The sequence below is a fragment of the Nocardia sp. KT25-26 genome (assembly GCF_056627695.1).
In genome coordinates, this window is the sequence record NZ_CM152813.1 from 1,365,757 (window position 1) to 1,389,102 (window position 23,346).

Annotated in this window: 25 protein-coding genes; 4 read left to right on the forward strand and 21 right to left on the reverse strand. The window is 69.7% G+C overall.

Features of this window, described 5'->3' with window-relative positions; all coding sequences use genetic code 11:
• Positions 1–238: 238 nt before the first annotated feature.
• From AC1HFH_RS06195 to sigE, 11 genes are all read right to left on the reverse strand, one after another.
• Positions 239–1,015 carry an ESX secretion-associated protein EspG gene (locus AC1HFH_RS06195; RefSeq protein ID WP_480246473.1) on the reverse strand — a complete coding sequence of 259 codons (777 nt, stop codon included), beginning with the start codon at positions 1,013–1,015 and terminating at the stop codon, positions 239–241.
• Positions 1,015–2,244 (reverse strand): WXG100 family type VII secretion target, encoded by a 1,230-nt coding sequence (locus AC1HFH_RS06200; protein ID WP_480246474.1) that lies wholly within the window; start codon positions 2,242–2,244, stop codon positions 1,015–1,017. Before AC1HFH_RS06200 ends, AC1HFH_RS06195 begins: the two co-directional genes overlap by 1 nt.
• 4 nt (positions 2,245–2,248) lie before the next feature.
• A complete protein-coding gene (locus AC1HFH_RS06205; RefSeq protein WP_480246475.1) occupies positions 2,249–2,725 on the reverse strand; it encodes a hypothetical protein in 477 nt (158 codons plus the stop codon).
• Between the two features lie 39 nt (positions 2,726–2,764).
• On the reverse strand, positions 2,765–3,346 hold the full coding sequence (locus tag AC1HFH_RS06210) for a DUF3558 domain-containing protein (protein ID WP_480246476.1): 582 nt from the start codon (positions 3,344–3,346) through the stop codon (positions 2,765–2,767).
• A gap of 1,570 nt (positions 3,347–4,916) precedes the next feature.
• On the reverse strand, positions 4,917–5,072 hold the full coding sequence (locus tag AC1HFH_RS06215; RefSeq protein ID WP_480246477.1) for a hypothetical protein: 156 nt from the start codon (positions 5,070–5,072) through the stop codon (positions 4,917–4,919).
• 121 nt (positions 5,073–5,193) lie between these two features.
• On the reverse strand, positions 5,194–5,739 hold the full coding sequence (locus AC1HFH_RS06220) for a hypothetical protein (protein ID WP_480246478.1): 546 nt from the start codon (positions 5,737–5,739) through the stop codon (positions 5,194–5,196).
• Between the two features lie 122 nt (positions 5,740–5,861).
• Complete coding sequence (locus tag AC1HFH_RS06225; protein ID WP_480246479.1) at positions 5,862–6,719, reverse strand: hypothetical protein; 858 nt, start codon at positions 6,717–6,719, stop codon at positions 5,862–5,864.
• A gap of 183 nt (positions 6,720–6,902) precedes the next feature.
• Positions 6,903–7,322, reverse strand: coding sequence for a Sec-independent protein translocase protein TatB (gene tatB / locus AC1HFH_RS06230; protein ID WP_480246480.1), 420 nt, complete (start codon positions 7,320–7,322; stop codon positions 6,903–6,905).
• 21 nt (positions 7,323–7,343) lie between these two features.
• Positions 7,344–8,873: a S1C family serine protease gene (locus tag AC1HFH_RS06235; RefSeq protein ID WP_480246481.1), complete on the reverse strand. Its 1,530-nt coding sequence runs from the start codon at positions 8,871–8,873 to the stop codon at positions 7,344–7,346.
• 10 nt (positions 8,874–8,883) lie between these two features.
• The gene (locus tag AC1HFH_RS06240; protein WP_480246482.1) at positions 8,884–9,258 is read right to left on the reverse strand and encodes a zf-HC2 domain-containing protein; all 375 of its coding nucleotides are present in this window, start codon (positions 9,256–9,258) and stop codon (positions 8,884–8,886) included.
• A 59-nt stretch (positions 9,259–9,317) separates the two neighbouring features.
• Entirely contained in the window at positions 9,318–9,971 is a 654-nt protein-coding gene (gene sigE / locus AC1HFH_RS06245; RefSeq protein WP_480246483.1) for an RNA polymerase sigma factor SigE, read from the reverse strand.
• Between the two features lie 277 nt (positions 9,972–10,248).
• On the opposite strand from sigE, the gene AC1HFH_RS06250 reads away from it, so the two are divergent.
• Complete coding sequence (locus AC1HFH_RS06250; protein WP_480247731.1) at positions 10,249–10,881, forward strand: O-methyltransferase; 633 nt, start codon at positions 10,249–10,251, stop codon at positions 10,879–10,881.
• 37 nt (positions 10,882–10,918) lie between these two features.
• On the opposite strand, the gene glgC is transcribed toward AC1HFH_RS06250, so the two are convergent.
• A complete protein-coding gene (glgC, locus tag AC1HFH_RS06255; protein WP_480246484.1) occupies positions 10,919–12,133 on the reverse strand; it encodes a glucose-1-phosphate adenylyltransferase in 1,215 nt (404 codons plus the stop codon).
• A gap of 104 nt (positions 12,134–12,237) precedes the next feature.
• Here glgC and glgA point away from each other — a divergent pair, with 104 nt between their 5' ends.
• Entirely contained in the window at positions 12,238–13,413 is a 1,176-nt protein-coding gene (glgA, locus tag AC1HFH_RS06260; protein WP_480247732.1) for a glycogen synthase, read from the forward strand.
• 462 nt (positions 13,414–13,875) lie between these two features.
• Here the strand turns inward: glgA and AC1HFH_RS06265 are convergent, their stop codons facing one another.
• The 9 genes from AC1HFH_RS06265 to AC1HFH_RS06305 all read right to left on the reverse strand — a co-directional run bounded on the left by AC1HFH_RS06265 (position 13,876) and on the right by AC1HFH_RS06305 (position 21,879).
• Positions 13,876–14,778 (reverse strand): putative RNA methyltransferase, encoded by a 903-nt coding sequence (locus AC1HFH_RS06265; protein WP_480247733.1) that lies wholly within the window; start codon positions 14,776–14,778, stop codon positions 13,876–13,878.
• Complete coding sequence (locus tag AC1HFH_RS06270; RefSeq protein WP_011211259.1) at positions 14,775–14,942, reverse strand: DUF3117 domain-containing protein; 168 nt, start codon at positions 14,940–14,942, stop codon at positions 14,775–14,777. Before AC1HFH_RS06270 ends, AC1HFH_RS06265 begins: the two co-directional genes overlap by 4 nt.
• Before the next feature lie 171 nt (positions 14,943–15,113).
• On the reverse strand, positions 15,114–15,683 hold the full coding sequence (locus tag AC1HFH_RS06275; protein ID WP_480246485.1) for a DNA-3-methyladenine glycosylase I: 570 nt from the start codon (positions 15,681–15,683) through the stop codon (positions 15,114–15,116).
• Positions 15,680–16,006, reverse strand: coding sequence for a DivIVA domain-containing protein (locus AC1HFH_RS06280; RefSeq protein WP_480246486.1), 327 nt, complete (start codon positions 16,004–16,006; stop codon positions 15,680–15,682). Before AC1HFH_RS06280 ends, AC1HFH_RS06275 begins: the two co-directional genes overlap by 4 nt.
• A gap of 43 nt (positions 16,007–16,049) precedes the next feature.
• Positions 16,050–17,186, reverse strand: coding sequence for an Mrp/NBP35 family ATP-binding protein (locus AC1HFH_RS06285; protein WP_480246487.1), 1,137 nt, complete (start codon positions 17,184–17,186; stop codon positions 16,050–16,052).
• A gap of 19 nt (positions 17,187–17,205) precedes the next feature.
• Positions 17,206–18,045: a lytic transglycosylase domain-containing protein gene (locus tag AC1HFH_RS06290; RefSeq protein ID WP_480247734.1), complete on the reverse strand. Its 840-nt coding sequence runs from the start codon at positions 18,043–18,045 to the stop codon at positions 17,206–17,208.
• A gap of 421 nt (positions 18,046–18,466) precedes the next feature.
• Positions 18,467–19,894, reverse strand: coding sequence for a lytic transglycosylase domain-containing protein (locus tag AC1HFH_RS06295; RefSeq protein WP_480246488.1), 1,428 nt, complete (start codon positions 19,892–19,894; stop codon positions 18,467–18,469).
• A gap of 120 nt (positions 19,895–20,014) precedes the next feature.
• Positions 20,015–20,605, reverse strand: a complete 591-nt coding sequence (locus AC1HFH_RS06300) for a DUF1003 domain-containing protein (protein WP_480246489.1) — start codon at positions 20,603–20,605, stop codon at positions 20,015–20,017.
• The gene (locus AC1HFH_RS06305) at positions 20,602–21,879 is read right to left on the reverse strand and encodes a magnesium transporter MgtE N-terminal domain-containing protein (protein ID WP_480246490.1); all 1,278 of its coding nucleotides are present in this window, start codon (positions 21,877–21,879) and stop codon (positions 20,602–20,604) included. Before AC1HFH_RS06305 ends, AC1HFH_RS06300 begins: the two co-directional genes overlap by 4 nt.
• Between AC1HFH_RS06305 and AC1HFH_RS06310 the strand changes: the two genes are divergently transcribed.
• Positions 21,878–22,855 carry an HpcH/HpaI aldolase/citrate lyase family protein gene (locus AC1HFH_RS06310; protein WP_480246491.1) on the forward strand — a complete coding sequence of 326 codons (978 nt, stop codon included), beginning with the start codon at positions 21,878–21,880 and terminating at the stop codon, positions 22,853–22,855. The genes AC1HFH_RS06305 and AC1HFH_RS06310 overlap by 2 nt on opposite strands.
• Complete coding sequence (locus tag AC1HFH_RS06315; RefSeq protein WP_480246492.1) at positions 22,852–23,343, forward strand: YflT domain-containing protein; 492 nt, start codon at positions 22,852–22,854, stop codon at positions 23,341–23,343. The genes AC1HFH_RS06310 and AC1HFH_RS06315 overlap by 4 nt, the downstream gene beginning before the upstream one ends.
• The last annotated feature ends 3 nt before the right edge of the window (positions 23,344–23,346 follow it).

The window sequence follows — 23,346 nt, forward strand, 5'->3', positions numbered from 1 at the left end:
AACCGATCGGTGCCGGACATGAATCCTCGAGCGAGGACAAGCGGCTCGGTCCGGGGCGGCGAGCTCGTTGTCCCAAGTCGGGAAGGCACCGGCAGACCGGATGGGGTTCGGTCGAGGGCTGGGGCGCCAGGAGGCAGGGTCGACCGTATGGTGCGTGCCCGGCGCGCACCGGATCTGGTTGCAGTGAGTGGATTTCGGATGTGGCTCGGGCGGAGTCAGCAGTGCGCGGGCCGCCGGGCTACCAGCGGGCGGACTGCGTCTGGTGGCGGTGCCGTGCGGCGCGGTCCATCCAGTTCCCGAAGCGGTCGGTGAGATCGGGGCGGGTGGCGGGGCGGACATTGATGTGGGTGCCGCGGGTTTCGGTGTAGCGGCCGTCGGCGGTGATGTCGTACCAGCGGAGCAGGGCGGCGGGGTCGGGGCGGGTGTGCAGGGCGCCGATGAGCAGCCGGGCGGAACCGGCGCCGTCGCTGGGGCGGTGGACCAGGCGGCGGTAGCGTTCGCGCGGGGTGTTGTGCGCGATATCGACGAGGTAGCCGTCGCGCCGGGATTCGAGGTCGGCGGGGTCGAAGGTGGCGGGGCGTTCGGTGCCGGGGCGGCAGTCCGGGACGGCCCGCGCCACGGCTTCGGGCAGGCTGTCGGCCTTCAGCAGGGCCAAGCGGATATCGCCGTGTTCGTCACCGCGGACGCCCTGGACGGCGACCGCAGCCCGGTGCAGATTGCGGGCACCGACGATGCGGTACTCCTTGATGTCGCCGGGGCCGGTGCTGGCATGGTGCCGGCAGGTGGCGCCGAACACCTCGATCCGCGCCTGCGAGGCCGCCAGGGTGTGCATGGCCAGCTCGACGGCTTCGAGTTCGTCCCGGTCGTAGCCGGCCCGGACCGCGGTGCGGAACCGGGCGAATTCGCCTTCGAAGGCGAAGCGGCTCAGGTATTTCAGCGGCCGCGGGAAACGGTCGACGGCGTCGCTGTACCAGAGCGCGGCGAAGGTTTCGGTGTCGAGTTTCCAGGACGGCATCAGCGGTGGTCCTCGGGCTCGGGGTCGGCGCCGATCAGCCCGCCGGGCAGGGTCTTGGGCAGGTCGCCGATCAGCTCGTCGGCGTTCTCCTGGTTGATCAGGTAGTCGGGGGTCGTCCGCGACGTTTCCTCGTCCCGGCCGCCCGGGCGGGCACCGGCACCCATCGGCATGCCACCCATCCCGGGCATGCCGCGGCCGGGTCGTGTGCCGCCCGGTGCGGCCGTAACCGGGGTTCCGCCGCCGGGGCTGCCCGGCACGTTGCGTCCGGCCCCGGGCATCCCGGCCCCGGGCATCCCGGCTCCGGGCGCGCCGGAACCGGGCGTACCGGAACCGGGGCCACCGCCGCCGGGGCCGCCCGGAGTACCCGGGCCCGGGGTTCCCGAGCCGGGTGTGCCCGAACTCGGGGTGCCGGGCATCCCGGCCGGGTCGGTACTCGCCGGGGTGGTGGACACCGGAGTGTCCTCGTCCGTGCTGCTGCTCGGGTCCGTGGACTGCTCGGCGTCCCACGGGGATTGCGCCGTCGAGTCGTCGTCGGTGGAATCCGGCTCCTCGGTCGGGCCGCCGGACCCGGGATCCTCGGTCGTATCGCCGGTGCTCGGGATCCCGGTTCCGCCTGGACCGTCGCCGTCGCCCGGATCGGTACCGGGGCCGACCGGACGTCCGGTGGTCGGTGCGTCGATGTCGTACGGTGCGGTCGGGTCCAGCGCTTTCGGCAATACCGGCACTTTCTCGTCGAAGTCGATGAACTGCGACACGTAGTGATCGGACATCACCTGCTGGGCTTCCTCCTGGGCCTCCTCGATCTTGTTGCCCGAATGGCTGCCGTCGATGATGTTCCACGACCGTGGATCCCAGCCGGGTAGTTCCTCGATCGCTTCCGGGAGCCGGTTCTTCGTCTCCTGAATGGCGTTCGCGGCGTCGAACACCCGGCTGCCGAGTTCGGTGAGCGGGTCGGTCAGCGCGTGCGCGGCCTCGGCATAGCGAGTGATCGCGTCGAGCGAGGCGTCGGCGGCCTCGCCGGACCAGGCACCGGCGATGGACTTGCGGATACTGGCGGTGAACACTTCCACCCCGGCTTCCCAGTTCGCCGACAGGTCGCTGTATCGCCCTGAAATTCCCCAGGACTCGGTCGGCTGGGTCGGTTCGAACGAATTGTTGATATCGACATGCTTGAAACTCTTCGGCCGTTCCCCGCCATCGATGATCTGCGGATCCTCGTACTCGGCCATCGGGTTATCCCTGCGAAAGCGGTTCGGGCTGGCCGACCCCCGGCTCGGAAAGCAACGGATCGATCGGCGTCGGCGACTCCGGCAGCCGGGCCAGCAGTGCATTCACCCGACCGGCGAATTCGGCATCGGTATCCAGGTACCGCTGCATGATGACCTTGTGCAGGGTCTGGATATCGTCGACGATCCGGTAGTGCTCCTCGAGCACGGCGTGGACACTGTTGTCGGACCCCTTGGCCTTCTCCCGGAACCGGGAGACCAGGGTCTGAGCGGAGGTGAGGCGCTCGTTGTCGGCGCCGATACCCCATTGGGCTGCTTCGATTTGGGAGATGTCCTGAGCTTCCCGCTGCAGGTTGCGGATCAGGGTCTTGAAACGTTCGCAGTCCCGGTCGATGTAGACAAAGTCTTCCGGCTCGATCGACACGCTCAAGCGTCCCTCCTGGGCGTCCGCTATCAGGTTCGCCATCGGAGTCTTCTCGGTCACAGGTAGTCCCCCTTCAACTCACGTGGAAGCCGTAGTTGCTCACAAACCAGCTGGGATGGTCGGTACGACCTTTTCGGCGAGTGGTATCGCCAGGTCGCAGGTGTCGAGATGTCCGGTCTTGTCATTCGACGGCGGGTTGTCCAGCTGGAATTCTAGAGTTCCGCCTTGCATCTCGACGTTGACCGTACAAATCTCGGTTCCCCGGCTCTCGTCACGGCGAGCCAGAATTGCCGGGCGTCCGTCGACGGTGAACTCGCGCTGATCGATCTTCCACTGCTCGCGGAGGAATGGAATGGTGAGGTTGGTTGCCCGGATAGATACGGCGTATCCATCCGGCTGAACCCAGGCGCATCCACGCCACTTGGTACCACCAGGACCATCCGCATTCGCAGTGTTGTCCGCGAGGGCCTTCACGAGCTGCTCCGAATCCAGCACCTCCTGCGGCACATCCACACAGGGGTCGTACCCGGCCGGCACATTCAACTCCAGCCCGGTCGATGTCAACGTACTGGTCGGCGTCCCGGACGAGTCCTCCGATTCGCCCCCGGACCCGCACCCGGCCACCAGCAGCCCGGCCGATATCACCGCCCCGGCCAGCCGTACGACAGCGTTCATCCGCATATTCGCCCCCCTCGGTCCGACGGCTCGACTGCCCGGCAGATTACCAGAGACCCCCGACCCCGATCGGCCCGCAGCGCGCCACCCCGCCGTTGGTCGACCCCGCCGAACACCCCTGGTCCGGCCGCGTAAACCGGCCCCAGCGCGCCGCCCGATACGCGCGGCGTGCGCAGCCGGTGCGGATGGCGTATGCGGCGCCACCCGCCGTTGGTCGATCCCGCCGATCACCTTTGGTCCGGCCGCGAAAACGGCCCCAGCGCGCCGCCCGATACGCACGGCATACGAGGCCGGCGGGATGGCGTATGCGGCGCGACCCCGCCGTTGGTCGATTCCGCCGATCACCTTTGGTCCGGCCGCGTAAACCGGCCCCAGTGCGCCGCTCGATACGCGCGGCGTGCGCAGCCGGTGCGGATGGCGTATGCGGCGCGACCCCGCCGTTGGTCGATTCCGCCGATCACCTTTGGTCCGGCCGCGTAAACCGGCCCCAGCGCGCCGCTCGATACGCGCGGCATACGAGGCCGGCGGGATGGCGTATGCGGCGCCCCGGCCCGCATCGGCGGCACGGCGCACGATCCCCCGGTACGGCGCCCAGCCTCACCCTGGTGATCCGCACCCCGTGGGCCCTGCTCGGCTTGCGCGCCCGCACCCCGATCACACCTATCCATGACCGCCGCCTTCACTCACGTACCCCACCGGCACGCGCGCCGCGACCTGCCACCTCGTCGTGGTCCGACCGTCGTATCGTTCGCCCACACCATCGGCCGGGGCGGCGACGAGTTCGGCTGAGGGGCGCCCCGCCCGGGCCGACGGCGCGCCCGGGCGGGGCGCCCCGGGACTCGGTGTCGTCGCGCATCGAACAGGTCGCAGTGCGGCGAGAATCCGGTGGTGACGGCCACTTACCAGCGGTGACTCCCGGATGCCCGTGGTCGTCCCGGCGCTGTCACGACCTCGCGGCACGATGGGGCCGATCGAGGCTGATCTCGGACGCCGCTCGATACGCACGGCGTACGAGGCCGACGCGGATGGCGTATGCGGCGCCACCCGGCCCGCATCGGCGGCACCGCGCACGATTCCCGGTACGGCGCCCAGCCCCGTCCCGGTGATCCGCACGCCGTGGGCTCCGGTCGGCTTGCTCGCCCGCGGGCCGACCGTCGTATCGCTCGCCCACACCATCGGCCGGGGCGGCGACGAGTCCGGTGGTGACAGCCACCTACCGGCGGTGACTCCCGGATGGCCGTGGTGGTTTTGTCGCTGTCGCGACCTCGTAGCACGGTTCGGCCGATTGCGGCTGAGCTCGGACGCCGCTCCGCCATCTGGGGTGACCGATCCGGGAAGCCGGTGCATCCCGGTCGAAGGCGGCCCGGTTCGATTCGGCCTCGAAGTTTCCGACCGCAGCAGCCCCGAGCCGACCGGAGCATTCGTGCGGCCCCCTTGCATCGAACAGTGCGGTCGTGCATCGCCGGTGGTGCACGACCGCGCAATTCGATGCAAGGTCCGGGCTGGGCACTCAGCGGTGCGCCCGACGGTGACGGTGAATGTGGTGCCGTCGGATTCGATGCGGCCGGGCGAACGGTCAGCGGTCCCGGTGTCCGCCGGTGGTGGTCGGGTCTTCGGCCCAGGTGCGGACGGCGTCGGCTACGCGGGCGATGTGTTCCTTGGGTGGGCGGGCGTCGTCGCGCCGTTCGGTATCGCGCTTGCCGGCGGTCCGCCGGGGCAGGGGTGCGGGCATGGGATCACCGTCCGCCGGTACGGGTGGCCGGTGGCCACGGGGAGCATTGTCCGGCGGTAGTTTTCCGGACACGTCTGAACAGCGGGCGACCTGCGGGTGACGGTGGCACGGCGGGTGGAATTCAGACGAACATTTCGCGGTGGTGCAGATCACCGGGGGCGGATCCGGTTTCGAAGTAGGTGCGGAAGACCCGGGCGGCGGCGCCGAAGTCGAAGACCTCGCCGGGGTAGATGTAGGTGTCCCGGTCGCCGTGTGGCAGGAAGACGGTCGGCAGGCCGGTGCGGTCGCCGGGGCGGCCCAGCGTGTAGTGGTGCGGTTCACCGTCCACCGTGGTGTGCAGCTGGACCAGCATGGCGTCGGCGGAACCGGCGCAGTGCAAGGCGTTCGTGCCCAGCGTGTAGTCGATGGTGGTGGTGATCTCGTCCGCCGGAACCGGTTCGGGGAGCCGGGTGAGGGTCAGCGAGAAACGGTGGTGGCCGTCCATGCGGCGCATCGGGCGGAGGAAGCTGCCGATGTCCTCGTGCGGTCCGAGGAAGACCTTCAGTCGGTCGCTGTAGGTGACCCGGTGCGTGGTGAGGCCGATTTCAGGGCGGTTGTCCAGTTCGTCGGTGGAGGTGGAGTACGTGGGGAGCAGCCGGCATGCGTCGCCGCCCGAGGACGAGAACATCAGGAGTTCACCTACCCTGCTTGCTAATGGTTACTCGCTGGCTACCCCGGACATCGGGCGTGGGTGGCCATCCATAACAGTGTAGTGACTCAGATCACAGGTATGGGTCACAAATGGGCATGTCACATACGAACGCGAGTGGGAGCAGACCTCGGGTCCGATTCGTGCCGGTAAATCGGAGTGAGCAGGTCGGCATCGAGTGGTTCTCCGGTCGCTCGGTCGTATCGGACCGCGATCAGGACCGAGAACGGGTGGGTGCCGGCCCGTTCGTGCAGGGTGGACAGCCGGGTCGCCAGCAAACGAACGGCACCCAGGGAGCCGGGCGGGCGCAGCCCGTCGATGAGCAGGACGGTGCCGCGCCGGTCCGGCCGGGGCAGCCGGGCCAGGTAGGCGATATCCCGGGGGTCGGTGCCGGTCGGCCGGTACAGCCGGCGTGCGGCGCGATCCTCGATACCGCGGCGGGTGTCGCCGTTGCGGGTGACGGTGCGCCGCAGGCGCGGGTCGGCGGAGCTGAGCTGACGCAGGGTCGGCGACAGTTCGGGGCCGCCGAGGATCACCAGGCCGTTGCGATTCAGGTCGATGGGCCGTCCGGGGCGGAAGGTTTCCACCGTCGCGGGGAAACCCAGCTGGCGCAGCAGATCTGCGAGTCGATGGGCGGCCGCCGGGTCGGGTGCGCCGAGTAGGCGCCCGGCGCGGACCTCCGGGGCGACAACGGTGAGCGACCCGTGGCCGAAGAACAGCCCTTCCGGGACCGGGCCCTGGGTGCTGACCTGATGGATCCGGGCCCGGGACAGTCCGGCGGCGGCGCCGATCCGGGCAAAGGTCCAGCCCTCGGCATGTAGTTCCCGGATCACCGCGCGGCGGATCCGGGTGAGTTCGTTGATGGTCTGCTGCGCTGCCGCCACCCCGTCGGTAGCCGCTTTGAGCCGCTCGACCTTGTCCTCGATCGCGAAGACTCGCGCCACGTCATCGGCCGACATGTGCGAAGTCTAGACACCTGACCGGGAATCCGTGTAAATCCCGGTTGACGCCGAACGGTGCTGTGCGGCAACGGCAGTCGGAGTGCCGTCCGCAGCAATTGGCGATCGGGTGAGGTGGCCGGGGTTCACGCGGGATGTGGGCGACCATCCGGCAAATCAGACCATACGGTGTGTTATCCCGGGTCAGGTGGCATCCGAATCGATCGGGGGCCGCTCGTTCGGCTGCAGCGGCCGCGGCGTCGGCGGGGTGCTGCCGCTGTCCGGCATGCCGCTGGCGGTGCCGAACAGTTCCTTCTTGTCGGGCACCGCCTTCTCCAGATCGCGCAGCACCGAATCGTCACCGTTCAGCAAGTGCTTGGTGACCGCGGCGCGCGGGCTCATGCTGCGCAGTTCGTTCAGTTCCGCGAGGGGCTTGCGCAGATCGTCGAATTCGGGTCCGAGTTCCTGCTTCAGCTGCGAGGTGGCGCCGGTGGCGTAGTCGCGCACCTGGCGCAGGGCCTGCGTGGTCCATCGGATGGCGCCGGGCAGCCGCTCCGGGCCGAGGATCACGAGGGCGGCGACGAGGAGGACCATCAGCTCGCCCCAGCCGATGTTGCTGAACACGGGTACCAGATTACCCGGGAATCAGTCGGAGGCCATGGTGACAGGTACCTCGACCTGACGACCCTGCCGGATCAGTACCACGATCGTCTCCTGTCCGATCTCCTGCATCTGCTCGGCCACCGTGAACTCCGGGGCACTGGTGACCGCACGGTCGCCGATCCGGATGACTACATCGCCTTCCACAATGCCGGCTGCCGCTGCGGGGCCATCGGCCGTCACATCGGCGATCTCGGCGCCGCTGAGCGCCTCGTTCCCGACGGTGGTGGACCGGGTCCGTGCACCCATCGTCGGATGATGCACCTCCCCGTCCCGGATCAGTGCCTGGGTCACCTCGGTCATCCGGTCCACCGGAATCGCGAAGCCCAGACCGTCGGAACCACCGGTCTGGCTCCGGATGGCGGTGTTGATGCCGATCACCCGGCCCTCGGCATCCACCAGAGCGCCACCGGAGTTGCCGGGGTTGATGGCCGCATCGGTCTGGACGGCATCGATCACCGCATCGGTGTCGGTGCCCTGCCCCTTCAACGGAACCGGGCGATGCAATGCCGACACGATCCCGGAGGTGACGGTTTCGCTCAATCCTTGCGGTGAGCCGACGGCGAGCACGCTGTCGCCGACCCGGACATCGTCGGACTGCCCGAGCTGGGCCACCGTGAGGTTCTCGACATCGACCTTCAGCACGGCCAGATCGGTCTTCTGGTCGCGGCCGACGATCTCGGCGGGTACCCGGGTGTGATCGGAGAACTGCACCCGGATCTTGGCGTTGCCGGAGGTGTCGGTGGCGGCCGGGGAGATCACGTGGTTGTTGGTGACGATGTAGCCGTCCTCGTGCAGTACGACACCCGACCCGGTGCCCGCACCGGCCTGAGCGCTCACCTGGATCGACACCACGGACGGCAACACCGCATTGGCGACCGCCGCGATCGGGCCGTGCTCGCCGACCGGCGCGTCCGACTGCTGCAGGGCTACCTTGCGGGAGGTCAGTGTCGAGGCGGTCTCCGCGGTGATGCGGCCCGCGAAACCACCGATCAGGCCGATGGCGAGCGCGATCGCGGTCAGCAGCGCCAGCGCCTTGGGCGACACCCGCCCACCGAACAGCACCTCGCGGGTGCTGAGCTTGTCCACCGGAGGCTTCGGGGCGGGCAGCGGAGTGTCGACCGCCGGCTTTCCGAGGGCCACCGGCGCGGTCGGGTCCCGCCACGGGTCGGCCGGTTCGGCGACCGGTGCATCGGCGTCGGCCTCAGGTTCCCGCTGCAGCAGTTCGTCCGAGCCGGCAGGCCGACCGAAAGCCTCGGCCAGCACCGTGTCCGGCGGCCGGTTGGCGACCAGGCCCTCGGCGGCGTCGCGCGGGGCCTGCGGCGATTGGTACGGAGCGAAGGAACCGCGCTGGTCTTTCGGGCGGCGGAAGGCGCGCGCGGTGTGCGAGTCGATATGCGGCCGGTGCACCGGACGAGGCGCCAGCACCGGTGCGTCCGGCGGCCGCAGGTTCCCCCTGTTGGCCGCCGAATCCGAGGTGTCGGCCGATCCGGAATTCGTCGATTCGGTGGTCACTCGGGAAACTCTACTTGCGCCACCAGGTGGTCCACCGGGCCACGGTGAACGAATCCGTCAGAAATCCGCGAACGGCCTCGTTGCGGCGCGGTTGTTCGCCGGGCCGGGGCATGCCCGGCAGCTCCGCGAGCGGAATCCGGGTCAGGCTGTCGTGCAGGCTGTGCGGGACCGAGACCTGCCCGGCATGCCGCAGTGCGATCCGGGCCTGCTGCTGGGCGTCGACCTCGGCGGCGCAGTCCGGGCAGGCGGCCAGATGCTCGGCGGCCCGCAGGTACGCGTTCATCCGCAGTTCGCCGTCGACATACGCGGCTACCGCCTCGGTGGCCAGATGTTCGGTGGGGCGAAACCGGGGGGACCGACCGGGCACATTGGCGTCGCCACTCATTTCCGCGTGCATCCTTCCGACCGACATCCGAGCGAATTGCCGCGGCGGTTCGCCGGAACTCACGCCGGAAGCGCGTCGTCGAACCGCTGCTGCACTCCATTATGCGCAAGGTAGTCGCGCAGCGCTTGCCGCCCGCGATGGATGCGGCTGCGCACGGTGCCCATCTTCACGCCCAGCGTGGCGCCGATCTCCTCGTACGACAGGCCCTCGATATCACAGAGGACGACGGCCGCACGGAACTCGGGAGCCAGCGAATCCAGGGCCGACTGCAGGTCGGGATCGAGCCGGGCGTCGTGGTAGACGTCCTCGGGAGTGGGCCCGGACGAGGGCACCCGGTCGTAGTCCTCGGGCAGCGCCTCCATCCGGATCCGGCTGCGGCGGCGGACCATGTCCAGGAAAAGGTTGGTGGTGATCCGGTGCAGCCAGCCCTCGAAGGTGCCCGGCTGGTAGTTGGACAGCGAGCGGAACACCCGGATGAAGGTGTCCTGGGTGAGGTCCTCGGCGTCCTGGGCGTTACCGGAGAGCCGGTAGGCCAGGCGGTAGACCCGGTCGGCGTGCTCGCGGACCAGTTCGTCCCAGGAGGGCATCACGGAGCGGTCGCCGGTCGCGTCGAAGGCGGCGGTACCGGCGAGTTCGGCGGGGTCCGAGCAGTCGGATGCGATGACGGAGTCCTCGGCGTCGGATGGGCGCGATGCAGACGTTCCCTTGACCATCTGGATGGGGACACCTCCTACTCGGGACCGCGACCTGCGGAGCCGGCCGGGTCCGGGTCTGCGAACCTGTGCACCGGTGACAACAAGCATCGGTTTGCCGTTGTTCCCGCTCCGGGTCGCCGCGGTCGGCTCCTCGTGCGTTGTGCCTACTATTTCCTGCGCCGGTGTGTGCCGGGTGTGGAGATCCTGAGGGACACCTGAGAATCGGTCACCTCATGGAGGCGGCCGGTGGCTTAGCCTCATAACCGTGGCATCGAACCCCGTGGCATCCAACCCCGTGGCACTGAACTGGGAGCGCAACCGCGCCTACGTCGAAGAATCCGTGGTCGAGGACGAAGTGCTCCTCGGTGCCCGGGAGCGCGCCGTGGAGCTGGGCGCGGCTCCCATTCCGTCCGCGGTCGGGGCGTTGCTCAGCATGTTCGCGCAGATGCTGCAGGCCCGCGCGGTGGTGGAGGTGGGCACCGGTGCCGGGATCAGTGGACTGTGGTTACTGGACGGCATGCGCGAGGACGGCACGCTGACCACCATCGATTCCGAACCCGAACACCAGCGGGCCGCCCGGGACGCGTTCCGGGCGGCCGAGATCCCGCCGGCCCGGACCCGGTTGATCAACGGCCGCGCCCTCGACGTGCTGCCGCGGCTCGCCGACGAGGCCTACGACCTGGTGTTCGTCGATGCGGTGCCGACCGAGCACCCGGAATACGTGGCCGAGGCCGTGCGGCTGCTGCGTCCCGGTGGCGCGATCCTGCTGCACAATGCCCTGCTCGGCGGCCGGGTGCCGGATCCGGCCCAGCGCGACCCCGCCACCCACGCGGTGCGCACCGCGACCCGGACGCTGGCCGAGGACCCGGACCTGACCAGTGTGCTCATCCCGGTGGGCGACGGACTGCTGTGCGCGTCCCGCTGCTGATTGCTATGTGGAAAATCACATAGGGTGTGGCGGCGGTTCACACCCAGACCCCCTTGCCGACCGTCACCACGCCGCCGTGGCTCACCGCGAATCGTTCCCGGTCGCGTTCGGTGTCCACACCGATGATCTCGCCCTCGCCGACCAGGACGTTCTTGTCCAGGATGGCGTGCCGTACCACCGCGCCGCGCCCGACCCGCACCCCGGGCATCAGCACGCTGCCCTCGACGGTCGCACCGTCGTCGATCACGACATTGCTGCTCAGAACGGAATTGCGGACGGTGGCCGCGGACAGGATGGAACCGGCGCCCACGATCGACTCCTGCGCCAGCCCGCCGTGGGCGAACTTGGCCGGCGGCAGATTCTCCGCCGCACCGCGGATCGGCCAATGCTTGTTGTAGAGGTTGAACACCGGATGCATCGACACCAGATCCATGTGCGCGTCGTAGAACGCATCGATCGTGCCGACGTCGCGCCAGTAGCCGCGGTCGCGTTCCGTGGCACCGGGCACATCGTTGTCGGCGAAGTCGTACACCGCGGCCTCACCGGCGGCCACCAGCGCCGGAATGATGTCGCCGCCCATATCGTGATCGGAATCGGAGTTCTCCGCATCTGCGCGAATGGCGTCCACCAGCACCTTGGTGGTGAAGACGTAGTTGCCCATCGACGCGAAGGTGGTGTTCGGATCATCGGGCGTCCCGGGCGGATGCGCGGGCTTCTCCAGGAACTGGGTGATCCGGCCGGACTCGTCGGAATCGATACAGCCGAATCCGCCGGCCTCGCTGCGCGGAACGCGGATACCCGCGACGGTGACACCGGCGCCGGAGGTGATGTGGTCGGCCACCATCTGCTCGGGATCCATCCGATAGACGTGGTCGGCGCCGAACACTACGATGTAATCGGGGTCCTCGTCGTAGATCAGGTTGAGCGATTGCATGATCGCATCGGCACTGCCGGTGTACCAGCGTGGGCCGAGCCGTTGCTGTGCCGGAACCGGCGTGATGTATTCACCGGTGAAACCGGACAGTCGCCAGGTCTGCGAGATGTGCCGGTCCAGCGAATGCGATTTGTACTGGGTGAGCACGCACAGCCGCAGATACCCGGCATTGACCAGATTGCTGAGCACGAAATCGATCAGGCGATAGGCCCCGCCGAACGGCACCGCCGGCTTGGCCCGGTCGGCCGTGAGCGGGAAGAGGCGTTTGCCCTCGCCACCGGCGAGCACGATCCCGAGTACGTGCGGCTGGCTCCTCACCCTGTCAAAATACCGCCTGTGGTACCCGGCAGGGCGTGCCGACTCGGCGGGGCACCGCGGGTGTGGCCCGGACCGGCGGATGCGTCTACGTTGTATCGGTGAGTTTGCGCGTCGCCATGCTTACCCGCGAATACCCGCCCGAGGTGTACGGCGGTGCCGGCGTGCATGTCACCGAACTGACCGGCCGGTTACGCAAGCATTGTGAGGTCACCGTGCACTGCATGGGCGTGCCGCGCACCGGTGCGGTGGTGCACGGCGCCGACCCCATGCTCTATGCGGCCAATCCGGCCCTGCAGATGATGTCGGCCCAGCTGCGGATGGCCGATGCCACCGCCGGGAGCGATGTGGTGCATTCGCACACCTGGTACACCGGCCTGGCCGGGCACCTCGCCGCCGACCTGTACGGCATCCCGCATGTTCTGACCGCCCATTCACTGGAGCCGCGGCGGCCGTGGAAGGCGGAGCAGCTCGGCGGCGGGTATCGGTTGTCCTCCTGGTCCGAACGCAATGCCATGGAGAACGCCGCCGCGGTGATCGCCGTCAGCGCCGGGATGCGCCGGGACGTGCTGGACGCCTACCCCGGGATCGATCCGGGCCGGGTCCATGTGGTGCACAACGGGATCGATGCCGAGGTCTGGCACCCCGGCCCGCCCGATCCGGGGGCGGACCCGTTACCGGCCCGGCTGGGGCTGCGCGACGACCTGCCGATCGCCGCCTTCGTCGGCCGGATCACCCGCCAGAAGGGGGTGGCGCATCTGCTGGCCGCGGCCCGCGATATCGACCCGGACATCCAGCTGGTGCTGTGTGCCGGCGCACCGGACACCCGGGAACTCGCGGCCGAGGTGGCGGCCGCGGTCGACGAACTGCAGGCCACCCGCGGCAATGTGTTCTGGGTGCGGGAGATGCTGCCCACCGAACAGGTGCGCCAGGTGCTCGCGGCGGCCTCGGTATTCATTTGTCCCTCGGTGTACGAACCGCTGGGCATCGTGAACCTGGAGGCGATGGCCTGTGGAACGGCCGTGATCGCCTCCGACGTCGGCGGCATCCCCGAGGTGGTGACCGACGGCGAGACCGGCACTCTGGTGCACTTCGATTCCGGGGCGTCCCGCGACTACGAGCGCGGGCTCGCGGCCGCCGTCGAGGCCATCGCAGGTGACCCCGCCCGAGCCCGCGCCTACGGCGCGGCCGGCCGTCGCCGCGCCGTCGAACAGTTCGACTGGGCACAGGTCGCGGAGCGGACCGTCGCCGTGTACGACCGAGTACGGGGCGGATCCGGGTAACGCGTTCGGACCCTCGGGTGGCCCATTCGTCCTGGTGGGCCGGCGGCGTGGTGTCCGCGCGTGCCGAGCGCTCGGGTGAGGTGGCCCTGTCGTCCTGGTGGGCCGGCGGCACGACGTCCGGATGCCGACGCGCGGGGCGGGCCGGCCCGGTCGGTAAGGAGGGCTCTCCGGCTCGCTGGTCGAGGCGGGCCCAGCAGCGGTGGGTGGGGTCATCCGCTCGGGGGTTACCAGCTAAGGGATCAGACGGGGCGGATGGGTGGGGACCGGTGGTCGAGGCGGTGACGTGACACTGGCAGCCCTGCTGGCATCTCCGGTCGTCGGGGCCCAGGAAGCAGCGGCGGCAAACTGGGGCGATCGCCGAAGTGCGCCGGCTGTTCCGTCGCAGCCGGTGGCCCGCACGGATCGGCAGCGGCGTGCCGTGCGCTGACGGTGCGGGGCCCGCCGGTGCTCAGCCTGTCGGTATCAGGCCGGTGCGTAGGTGGCGACCGTAACCGAGGCGGTGACGGTGGCACTGCCGGAGGCCGGGGTGGCACTGCCGGGAGCCTGGGCAACCCTGTCGGGGGCAGGCGTGGCACTGTCGGGGGAGCGCGTGAGGGCGTCGATGCGCGGGTCGTCGGCCGGGGTCGTGTGGAAGGCAGACGGGCCCATTGCCACCACTGCGGTGATGTCGGACCGGGTCAGCTGCATCGGATACTCGAGCACCTGGCGGTCGATTCGGGTGAACCGGGCGGACAGGGTGGCGGCGAGCCGCTGCTCCTTGTCCGGGTCGACCCGGATCATGTCCAACGGTTCGATCAGTTCGGCCAGATGCCGGTCGGTGGGGGTGACCACCACGAACCGGCCGTCGGGGCGCAGGACTCGGGCGACTTCGGCGGGGTTGCGCGGTGCGAACACCGACAGCACTGTGCCCAGGACGCCGCCCCGGATCGGCAGGCCCCGCCAGGCATCGGCGAGGACGGCCGCCATGCGCGGATGGGCCCGGGCGGCCCGGCGCACGGCGGGCTTGGCCACGTCGAGCGCGATGCCGCGGGCCGCGGGCTGGGCGTCCAGGGCCCGCGCCAGATAAAACCCGGTCCCGGCACCGACCTCGAGCATCGGTCCGGGCCCGGCGGCTCCGGCCGCGGCCATTGCGATCGGATCGAAATGGCCGGCGCGCTGGAAGGCGGTCCGGGCATCCAGCATGTCCGCCGTGTCGCCGGTCATCTTCGTCGCCGCACCGGTCAGCAGCCCGACATAGCCCTGCCGGGCGATATCGAAGCTGTGCCGGCGTTCGCACCGCAGTGCCTGCCGGGCGGGGTCGGCGTCGAGTGGGCGGCCGCACTCCGGACAGGCCAGGAGTGCCGCCGTTTCCGTCAGCGCCGTCAGCTGGTGACGCTCTTCAGCTCGTCGCCGAGTGCTGCAGCCTCGTCCGGTGTGAGTTCGACGACCAAACGCCCGCCACCCTCGAGTGGAACCCGCATGACGATTCCACGACCTTCCTTGGTTGCCTCGAGGGGACCGTCCCCGGTACGGGGCTTCATGGCCGCCATCCTCTGCTCCCTCCAGATCTGCGCGGTGTTCTGCGCACTCTTTCTCGACTTACCGGTTGTCGCCAACCGGTGGGCGCACCGGGTGTTCGGTGTGCCACACCGGCCCTATTCTTCCCTATCGCCGATCCGGCCGGACATCTGACTTCGAAATGTAACCGCGGAGTCGGTCGGCTACCCGGCCGCACTGACCCAGCAACCGGCCAGATGATCGTCGACCATTCCGGTGGCCTGCATCAGCGCATAGGCCGTCGTCGGGCCGACGAACCGGAACCCGCGACGCTTCAATTCCTTTGCCAGAGCGGTGGATTCACTGGTCACCGCGGGTACGTCGACAGCCGACTCCGGGCGCGGCCTCGGCGGTGGCGCAAACGACCAGATCAGCTCGTCCAGATCGACGGCACAGTCGCGGGCAACTACGGCGTTTGCGATCACCGCCTCGATCTTGGCGCGATTTCGGACGATCCCCGGGTCGGCCAGCAGCCGGTCCACATCATCGGTGCCGAATTCGGCGACCGCGGCGATCCGGAAGTCCGCGAACGCCGCGCGGAAGGCCGGCCGCTTGCGCAGAATGGTCAGCCAGGAAAGGCCGGACTGGAAAGCCTCCAGGCTCATCCGTTCGAACATGGCATCGGTGCCGTGCAGTGGGCGGCCCCATTCCCGGTCGTGGTAGTCCCGGTACAGCTGTCCGGTGGCCCAGGGGCACCGCAGCCGCCCGTCCGGTCCGGCTTCGGGGCCGGTCATCGCCGGCCCGGACCGGTGCCGGGCACGACGCCGGAGTGCTCCCGGCGGGCCTGGGCCAGCTCGGCCTGCAGCTCATCGATCCGGGTGGCCAGCCGCTCCAGCGCCCAGTCCACTTCGGCCGCCTTGTAGCCCCGCACCACCTGCTGGAACTTCAGCGAACGCACATCGGCCCCGCTGACCCCGCGGGCGGGCAGCACGGTGGCGGTGGTGCCGCCGGGCAGCGGCCCCAGCTCCTCGGACCGGCCGAACACCGCACTCGCCATCAGGAACAGCACCGCAGCCACCAGTCCGACGATGACCACGTAGAGAAGCAGGGTATGCATGAGCTACACCCTACGAGCCGCCCCCGACAGCTACCGGGGTGTACTACAGGTTGCGGGTGGTGTCGATGCCGAGCGACATACCGGCCAGACCGCGGCGGCGCACCGAGAGCTTCTCGGCGACTTCGCGCAGTGCGACGGCGGCCGGGCTGTCCGGATCGCGCAGCACCAGCGGCGTGCCGTCGTCGCCCGCTTCGCGCAGCTCCTGTTCGATCGGTACCTGGCCGAGCAGCGGCACGGTGGCGCCGACCGCCTGGGTGAGCCGATCGGCCACCGCCTGGCCGCCGCCGGAGCCGTAGAGCTCCATCCGGTTGCCGTCGGGCAGATCCAGCCAGGACATGTTCTCCACCACGCCGGCGATCCGCTGGCGGGTCTGCAGCGCGATCGCCCCGGCCCGCTCGGCGACCTCGGCGGCGGCCGGCTGCGGGGTGGTGACCACCAGGATCTCCGCGTTCGGGATCAGCTGGGCGATGGAGATGGCGACGTCGCCGGTGCCGGGCGGCAGGTCCAGCAGCAGCACGTCCAGATCGCCCCAGAACACGTCGGCCAGGAACTGCTGCAGCGCCCGGTGCAGCATCGGCCCGCGCCACACCACCGGGGTGTTGCCCTGGGTGAACTGCGCGATCGAGATCATCTTCACGTCGTGTGCGATCGGCGGCATGATCATCCGCTCGACCTGGGTGGGCCGGGCGTCGGTGCCGAGCATCCGCGGGATCGAGTGTCCGTAGATGTCCGCGTCGAGCACACCGACCGAGAGTCCGCGCTCGGCCATCGCGACGGCCAGGTTCGCGGTGACACTGGACTTGCCGACACCGCCCTTACCGGACGCCACCGCGTACACCCGGGTCAGCGACCCGGGCTGGGCGAACGGGATGACCGGCTCGCTGGAGTCGCCGCGCAGCTGCTTGCGCAGTTCGGTGCGCTGTTCGTCGCTCATCACGTCGAGGTCGACGGTGACCGCGCCGACGCCGGTCACATCGGCCACGGCGGTGCTCACCCGCTGCACGATCTCGGTGCGCAGCGGGCATCCCGAGGTGGTCAGGTAGACGTCGACGTGGACATCGCCGTTGTCGGCGATGGTGATGTCCTTGACCATGCCCAACTCGGTGATCGGCTTGCGGATCTCCGGGTCGTCGACCTTCGCGAGCGCCGCCCGCACGTCCGCTTCCGTTACCACTGGCATATGCCCGATGGTAGTGGTGTCAGATCCGCGGCAGGTTCCCGGGCTGCGGAGCCACCCCGTCGGCGTACGAACCGGCCCAGGCCATCACATTGGCGACGTAGGCCATCGAGTTGTTGTAGCGCAGGATCGCCTTGGTCTGCTGGGCGAGGTCACGCATGTCGAGGCCGCCGTCGCACAGGTACCGACCCGCGGTGAGGGAGGCGTCGTAGAGATTCTGCGGATCGGCCACACCGTCCCCGTTGCCGTCGGCGGCGTAGTGCGTCCATGTCTCGGGCAGAAACTGCATCGGGCCGACGGCCCGGTCGTATCCGGCGATTCCGTCCAGGGCGCCGCCGTCGGAGTCGTGGATGACCCGGTTGCCGGCGAGGCTGCCGTCCAGGACCGGGCCCATCACCGCGTCGATCGGGTTGCCGTCGGCATCGGCTTTGCCGAACGCGTGGGTGGATTCGACCCGGCCGATCCCCGCGAGGAGGTTCCAGGACATGTTGCAGCCCGGGTTCTCGGCCGCGAGGGTGCGTTCGGCGGTGCGATAGGCGTCCATCGCGATGCCCGGCATGCCGAGCGGCCCGTCCGGGATCCCGGCGATCTCCCGGCCCTCGGGCAGGGCAACGGATTTCACCTCGGGGTCGACCGCGGGGGACTGCTGGGCCATGGCGTGCATCGTGGCATCCGGTGCGGCGTCGTCGGCGGCTGCGGCCGGTGCTGCGCCCGCGAGCTGTGGCGCGTCGCCGGGGTCGAGTTCGTCGTCGCCGCCCGGGAGTTCGTTGCCGAGCAGGGCGGTCGGGGTGTCGGCGGTCCCGGCCTCGGCGGCGGTGACCCCGACCAGGCCCACCGGTAGCAGGCCGGTCAGCGCGAGCAGGGAACTGCGCCGGATGGTGGTGGCCGGTTGTTTCCGGTGCCGGCCCGGGTTGCGCGCCCCGGCTCGTTCCGGGTCCGGTTGTGCGGCGGGGTATCCGGCATCGGTGGTGGCGGCCAGGTCGACCGGGGCGAGGTACGGGCGCGGCGGTTCGGGGTGGCGATGGTGGTAGCCGTAGTTGCCGTCGTCGAACGCGGTGGGCGGCCAGGCGGCGTCGTCGGCGCTGCCCCAGGCGACACCGGCGGAAACGAGTTCGGATGGTGCATAGTGTGCGCTGCGGTAATCGGTCGCAGTCGGCTGTTTCCGGTGACGCCCCACGGTGCGGTGACCTCCTCAACCATGTTGGATGAGTTCAGGTTACCGCACCCGAGACCTTTTCGTTACCCCTTCGTGATGAAATTTTCGGGTCGATATCGGGCCGGTCTCAACCGACCGGAGGCAGCACCGGCAATGGGATGACCACGCCGCCGGGCAGCGTGACCGCGGGCGGCGGTGGGGGAGCGGGAACGGGAGCCGGCGCCGGTTCCGGTGCGGCGGGTTCCGGTGCCGGCACGCCCGGTTCCGGGGTCTGGACCGGCAGCTGTTCGGCCGGTGCCGCCGGTGCGGGGGCGCCCGGTGCGTCGGGTGGCGCCTCGGCCGGTTTCGGCGCGCAGGCCGGTTCCGGTGCTGCGGGCGCAGCCGGTTCGGCGAGATCGGCGCCGAACCGCTGTTCGACCGGCACCGCGGGCTCCGGCGCAGCGGCCCCGGGGGCGGCGGGTTTCGGCATCGGCGCCGGAACCGCCTCCACAACACACGGATTCGGCGGTGGTGGGGGCGGCGGGCAGAAGATCCCGCACGGGATCGGCGGCAGGCCGGGCAGCGTGATCATCACCTCGGTCGGGGTGGTGACCGTCGGAGTGTCCGGCGGCAGCTCGGCGGCGGTCCCGGGTGGTGCGGCGGTGGTTCCCGGCTGGTTACCGGTGGTGGCCTGCATCGGCGCCGCGGCCAGCAGCGGCGCACTGCCGGGCGGCACCAGGTCCGGCGCCACCGGCACCGGTTTCGGCGCCCCGCCGGTGCGGTAGGCCTCCGACCAGCTCAGCACGTTCGCGGCGTAGGACATCGAATTGTTGTAGCGCAGCACCGCGCGATACCGCTGCGAGACATCGCGCAGGTCCATCCCGCCCGAGCACAGGTACTTCCCCGCGCCCAGCGCGGCATCGAACACGTTGTGCGGATCGGCGACCCCGTCGCCGTTACCGTCCGAGGAGTACCGGCTCCAGGTGCTCGGCAGGAACTGCATCGGGCCGACGGCCCGCACGAAGCCACCGCCGGCGGCGGGGATGATCTCGTTACCGGGCAGCGTGCCGTCCAGTGCGGGGCCGAAGATCGGGTCGGTGGTGGTCCCGGCCGAATCGGTGGCCCCGCCACTGGCGTGCCCCGACTCGATCCGGCCGATTCCGGCCAGCAGGTTCCAGGTGAGCCCGCAGCCGGGCTGTGCGGACTGCAGGGCCAGTTCCGCATTGCGGTAGGCAGCCAGCACGATCTCCGGAATGCCCAGGGTGCCGCCGGTGTCCGGCAGGGTGATCTCGTGCAGCGGTACCGTCCCGGCGAACGGGGGCAGGCCGCCGGACGCCGGTTCGAGGGCCCGGAGGGTGCGCGGGCGTTCCGGGGAGACCGGGAGCAGGCCGACGGTCCGGGACTGCTGCTCGGACCGGTCCTCGGCGGCATCGTCCACGGTCGCCGCCGAGGCGGCCAGGCGTGCGGGATGTGCCTTGGGGGTGGTTCGCTCCGGGGCGGTGTGCACCGCGGACCCCGACGCCACCAGACCGGCTACGACCAGGGCCGACATCGTTATCGGAGCTGAGATTCGCATTCGGCCACACCAACCCTCTACGTCGTAGCAGCGGTGCCGGAGACCATTCCCCGCCCGGCCCACTCTTCGGCAACGTGATCCAGGTTACCCATCGGTCACGGTGTTGTAGAGCATTTGCGGTCATCGATCGGTATCCGGTGACGAAATGGGGTTCTCACCCGCCTTCTGACCGGACCTTTTCTTGCGACCGGCCTTCTTCGGCGGTGCCTGCTCGGGCGTGCCACCGGCGGCCGTTACCGTGTCGATACGGTCCAGCACCTCGCGGATCTCGTCCAGTTCGCGGCGCAGATAGTCGCGGGTGGTCACATCGCCGACCGCCAGCCGCAGGGCGGCCAGTTCTCGGGCCAGGAACTCGGTATCGGCCTTGGTCTGGGCGGCGCGCAGCCGGTCCTCCTCGAGGGACACCTTGTCCCGGTTGTCCTGGCGGTTCTGGGCCAGCAGGATCAGTGGCGCCGCATACGCCGCCTGGGTGGAGAAGGCCAGGTTGAGCAGGATGAACGGGTACGGGTCCCACCGCAGCGCCACCACGAAGACATTGAGCACGATCCACACCACGACGACGACCGTCTGGATCGCCAGATAACGGCCGGTGCCCAGGAACCGGGCCACCCGTTCGCTGCTGCGGGCGAACCGCTCCGGATCCCAGTCGACCCGGAAACCGGTGCCCCGGGGTGTTTCGAGGCGCTGCCGCGCCGGATTCTTGTCGGTCATCTCAGGCCCTCACCGGACAGTTCGTCGTGCCGCCAGTCCTCGGGTAGCAGATGGTCGAGGACGTCGTCGACGGTGACCGCGCCGAGCAGATGGTTCCGGGCATCCACCACGGGGCCGCAGACCAGATTGTAGATGGCGAAGTACCTGGTCACCGCGGACAACGGCTGGTCGGGTTGCAGGGGAGTCAGGTCGTCGTCGACGAGTCCGCCGACCAGGTGCGCGGGTGGTTCGCGCAACAGCCGCTGGAAGTGCACGCAGCCGAGGTACCGGCCGGTCGGGGTGGCGGTCGGCGGGCGGACCACGAAGACCATCGACGCCAGCGCCGGCGTCAGATCCGGGTCGCGGACCCGGGCGAGGGCCTCGGCGACCGTGGTCGACGGACTGAGGATCACCGGTTCCGGCGTCATCAGGCCGCCCGCGGTGTCGGGGGAATGCTCCAGCAGCCGGCGGACCGGTTCGGACTCCTCCGGATCCATCAGCGCGAGCAGCGATTCCTTCTCGTTCTCGGGTAGTTCGCCGAGCAGATCGGCGGCATCGTCGGGGTCCATCGCCTCCAGCACATCCACGGCCCGGCCGGCGTCGAGGTGGGCGAGTAGGTCGATCTGATCGTCGTCCGGCAGCTCCTGGACGACGTCGGCGAGTCGTTCGTCGTCGAGGGCCTCGGCGACCTCGAGCCGCCGCTTCTCCGGCAGTTCCCGCAGGCTGTGCGCGACATCGGCGGGGCGGCGGCCCTCGAACTGGGTCAGCAGCTGGGCGACGTCCTGTTCGGTGCGTTCCAGGTGATCCTGGGTCAGCCCGCTCACCTGGGACCAGTCCACCACGTGCACGGCCCGCCGGCGGCCGAGACGGCGATGGCCGCGCACCGCGATCCGGGCGATCAGCCAGTCCCGGCTGCGGGTCTGTTCGATGAGCAGATCCACCACGTACACGTCGACGCCGAGCAGGTCCGGCAGGTCCGGATCGTGCACCCGGACCCGGGTGTCCAGGATCTGTGCCAGGGCCAGCAGTTCATCGGGCCGAGGAGTGAACCGGCGCAGGCTGACGGTGCCGGTGCCGAGGGTTACCACCCCCGGTTCGATCGCGGTGACCCGCAGCATCGGGACGAAAATCCTGCGGCGCGTGAGCAGTTCGACGACCAGGCCGTGCACCCGGGGCTGCCGGTGCTCGCCGCGGACGGCCACGACGACATCGCGGATCCGGCCGATAGACTCCCCGTCGGGGCCCAGCACGGCCAGGCCCGCCAGCCTGGCCACGTACACCCTGGTAGCTGCCATGACTGCCAGGCTAAGGGAACAAGAGGAGAAGCTCGTGAAGCCTCGTCGCTCGGTGCTCGCCGTACCCGGCAGCAATCCCAGGATGATCGGCAAGGCCAAGGGGTTGCCGGCCGATGCGGTGTTCCTCGATCTCGAGGATGCGGTGGCGCCGGCCGCGAAGGCCGCCGCCCGCGCCAATATCGTCGCCGCATTGCACGAATCCGGCTGGGGTGAGCAGCTGCGGGTGGTCCGGGTGAACGACTGGACGACCCAGTGGACCTACGCCGATGTGATCACCGTGGTGGAGGGCGCCGGGACCGAGCTGGACGCGATCCTGCTGCCGAAGGTCACCGACGCCGGCCAGATACGGGCACTGGACCTGCTGCTGAGCCAGCTCGAACGGGCCAACGGGCTGGAACCCGGCCGGATCGGGATCGAGCCGCAGCTGGAGAATGCGCTCGGCCTGCGCAATATCGACGACATCGCCACCGCCAGCCCCCGGGTGCAGACCCTGGTCTTCGGTCCCGCCGATTTCATGGCCAGCATCAACATGCGCACCCTGGTGGTGGGGGAGCAGCCGCAGGGCTACGACACCGGTGATGCGTATCACCACATCCTGATGACCATCCTGCTCACCGCCCGCGCCCACGGGCTGCAGGCGATCGACGGACCGTACCTGCAGATCCGCGATCTCGACGGGTTCCGCCGGGCGGCCGCGCGCACCGCGGCACTCGGCTTCGACGGCAAGTGGGTGCTGCATCCGACCCAGATCGAGGCCGCCAACGAGATCTTCAGCCCGCGGCAGGCCGACTACGACCGGGCCGAGGAGATCCTGGCGGCCTACGAGTTCCACACCTCGGCGGCCGGCGGCGCGCGGGGTGCGGTGATGCTCGGTGACGAGATGATCGACGAGGCGAGTGCGAAAATGGCGCGCGTGATCGCGGACAAGGGGCGCGCGGCCGGAATGGTGCCGACCTCGCGCACAATGGAACCATGACGAATCCCATGGGCAACTCGGGCCGGGGCCGGCAGGGGCTGCCGACGCCGCCGTCGGGCTGGCCGGTCGGCTCCTATCCGACCTATGCGGAGGCGCAGCGCGCTGTCGACTACCTGGCCGACAAGCAATTCCCGGTACAGAACGTGACGATCGTCGGCGTGGATCTGATGCAGGTAGAACGGGTGCTGGGCAGACTGACCTGGGGCAAGGTGCTGGGCGGGGGAGTTGTCTCCGGAGCCTGGCTCGGCCTGTTCCTCGGTGTGTTGTTGAGCCTGTTCACCACCGGGGGCGTGCTGGGGCCGCTGATGGTCGGTCTGCTGGGTGGCATCGTATTCGGCGTGATCACCACCTCGATCCCCTATGCGATGACCAAGGGGCAGCGCGACTTCTCCTCGACGATGCAGCTGGTCGCCGGCCGCTACGACGTCCTGTGCGACCCGCGGACGGCCGAACAGGCCCGCGACATGCTGGCCCGATTGGCGCTGTGACCG

Bases quoted from the DNA above. Each gene is read 5' to 3' on its own strand.
- AC1HFH_RS06195 (WP_480246473.1), bottom strand. From the start codon at position 1,015: ATGCCGTCCTGGAAACTCGACACCGAAACCTTCGCCGCGCTCTGGTAC.
- AC1HFH_RS06200 (WP_480246474.1), bottom strand. From the start codon at position 2,244: ATGGCCGAGTACGAGGATCCGCAGATCATCGATGGCGGGGAACGGCCG.
- AC1HFH_RS06210 (WP_480246476.1), bottom strand. From the start codon at position 3,346: ATGCGGATGAACGCTGTCGTACGGCTGGCCGGGGCGGTGATATCGGCC.
- AC1HFH_RS06215 (WP_480246477.1), bottom strand. From the start codon at position 5,072: ATGCCCGCACCCCTGCCCCGGCGGACCGCCGGCAAGCGCGATACCGAA.
- AC1HFH_RS06220 (WP_480246478.1), bottom strand. From the start codon at position 5,739: ATGTTCTCGTCCTCGGGCGGCGACGCATGCCGGCTGCTCCCCACGTAC.
- AC1HFH_RS06225 (WP_480246479.1), bottom strand. From the start codon at position 6,719: ATGTCGGCCGATGACGTGGCGCGAGTCTTCGCGATCGAGGACAAGGTC.
- AC1HFH_RS06240 (WP_480246482.1), bottom strand. From the start codon at position 9,258: ATGAGTGGCGACGCCAATGTGCCCGGTCGGTCCCCCCGGTTTCGCCCC.
- sigE (WP_480246483.1), bottom strand. From the start codon at position 9,971: ATGGTCAAGGGAACGTCTGCATCGCGCCCATCCGACGCCGAGGACTCC.
- AC1HFH_RS06270 (WP_011211259.1), bottom strand. From the start codon at position 14,942: ATGGCGGCCATGAAGCCCCGTACCGGGGACGGTCCCCTCGAGGCAACC.
- AC1HFH_RS06275 (WP_480246485.1), bottom strand. From the start codon at position 15,683: ATGACCGGCCCCGAAGCCGGACCGGACGGGCGGCTGCGGTGCCCCTGG.
- AC1HFH_RS06280 (WP_480246486.1), bottom strand. From the start codon at position 16,006: ATGCATACCCTGCTTCTCTACGTGGTCATCGTCGGACTGGTGGCTGCG.
- AC1HFH_RS06285 (WP_480246487.1), bottom strand. From the start codon at position 17,186: ATGCCAGTGGTAACGGAAGCGGACGTGCGGGCGGCGCTCGCGAAGGTC.
- AC1HFH_RS06295 (WP_480246488.1), bottom strand. From the start codon at position 19,894: ATGCGAATCTCAGCTCCGATAACGATGTCGGCCCTGGTCGTAGCCGGT.
- AC1HFH_RS06300 (WP_480246489.1), bottom strand. From the start codon at position 20,605: ATGACCGACAAGAATCCGGCGCGGCAGCGCCTCGAAACACCCCGGGGC.
- AC1HFH_RS06310 (WP_480246491.1), top strand. From the start codon at position 21,878: ATGACTGCCAGGCTAAGGGAACAAGAGGAGAAGCTCGTGAAGCCTCGT.
- AC1HFH_RS06305 (WP_480246490.1), bottom strand. From the start codon at position 21,879: ATGGCAGCTACCAGGGTGTACGTGGCCAGGCTGGCGGGCCTGGCCGTG.
- AC1HFH_RS06315 (WP_480246492.1), top strand. From the start codon at position 22,852: ATGACGAATCCCATGGGCAACTCGGGCCGGGGCCGGCAGGGGCTGCCG.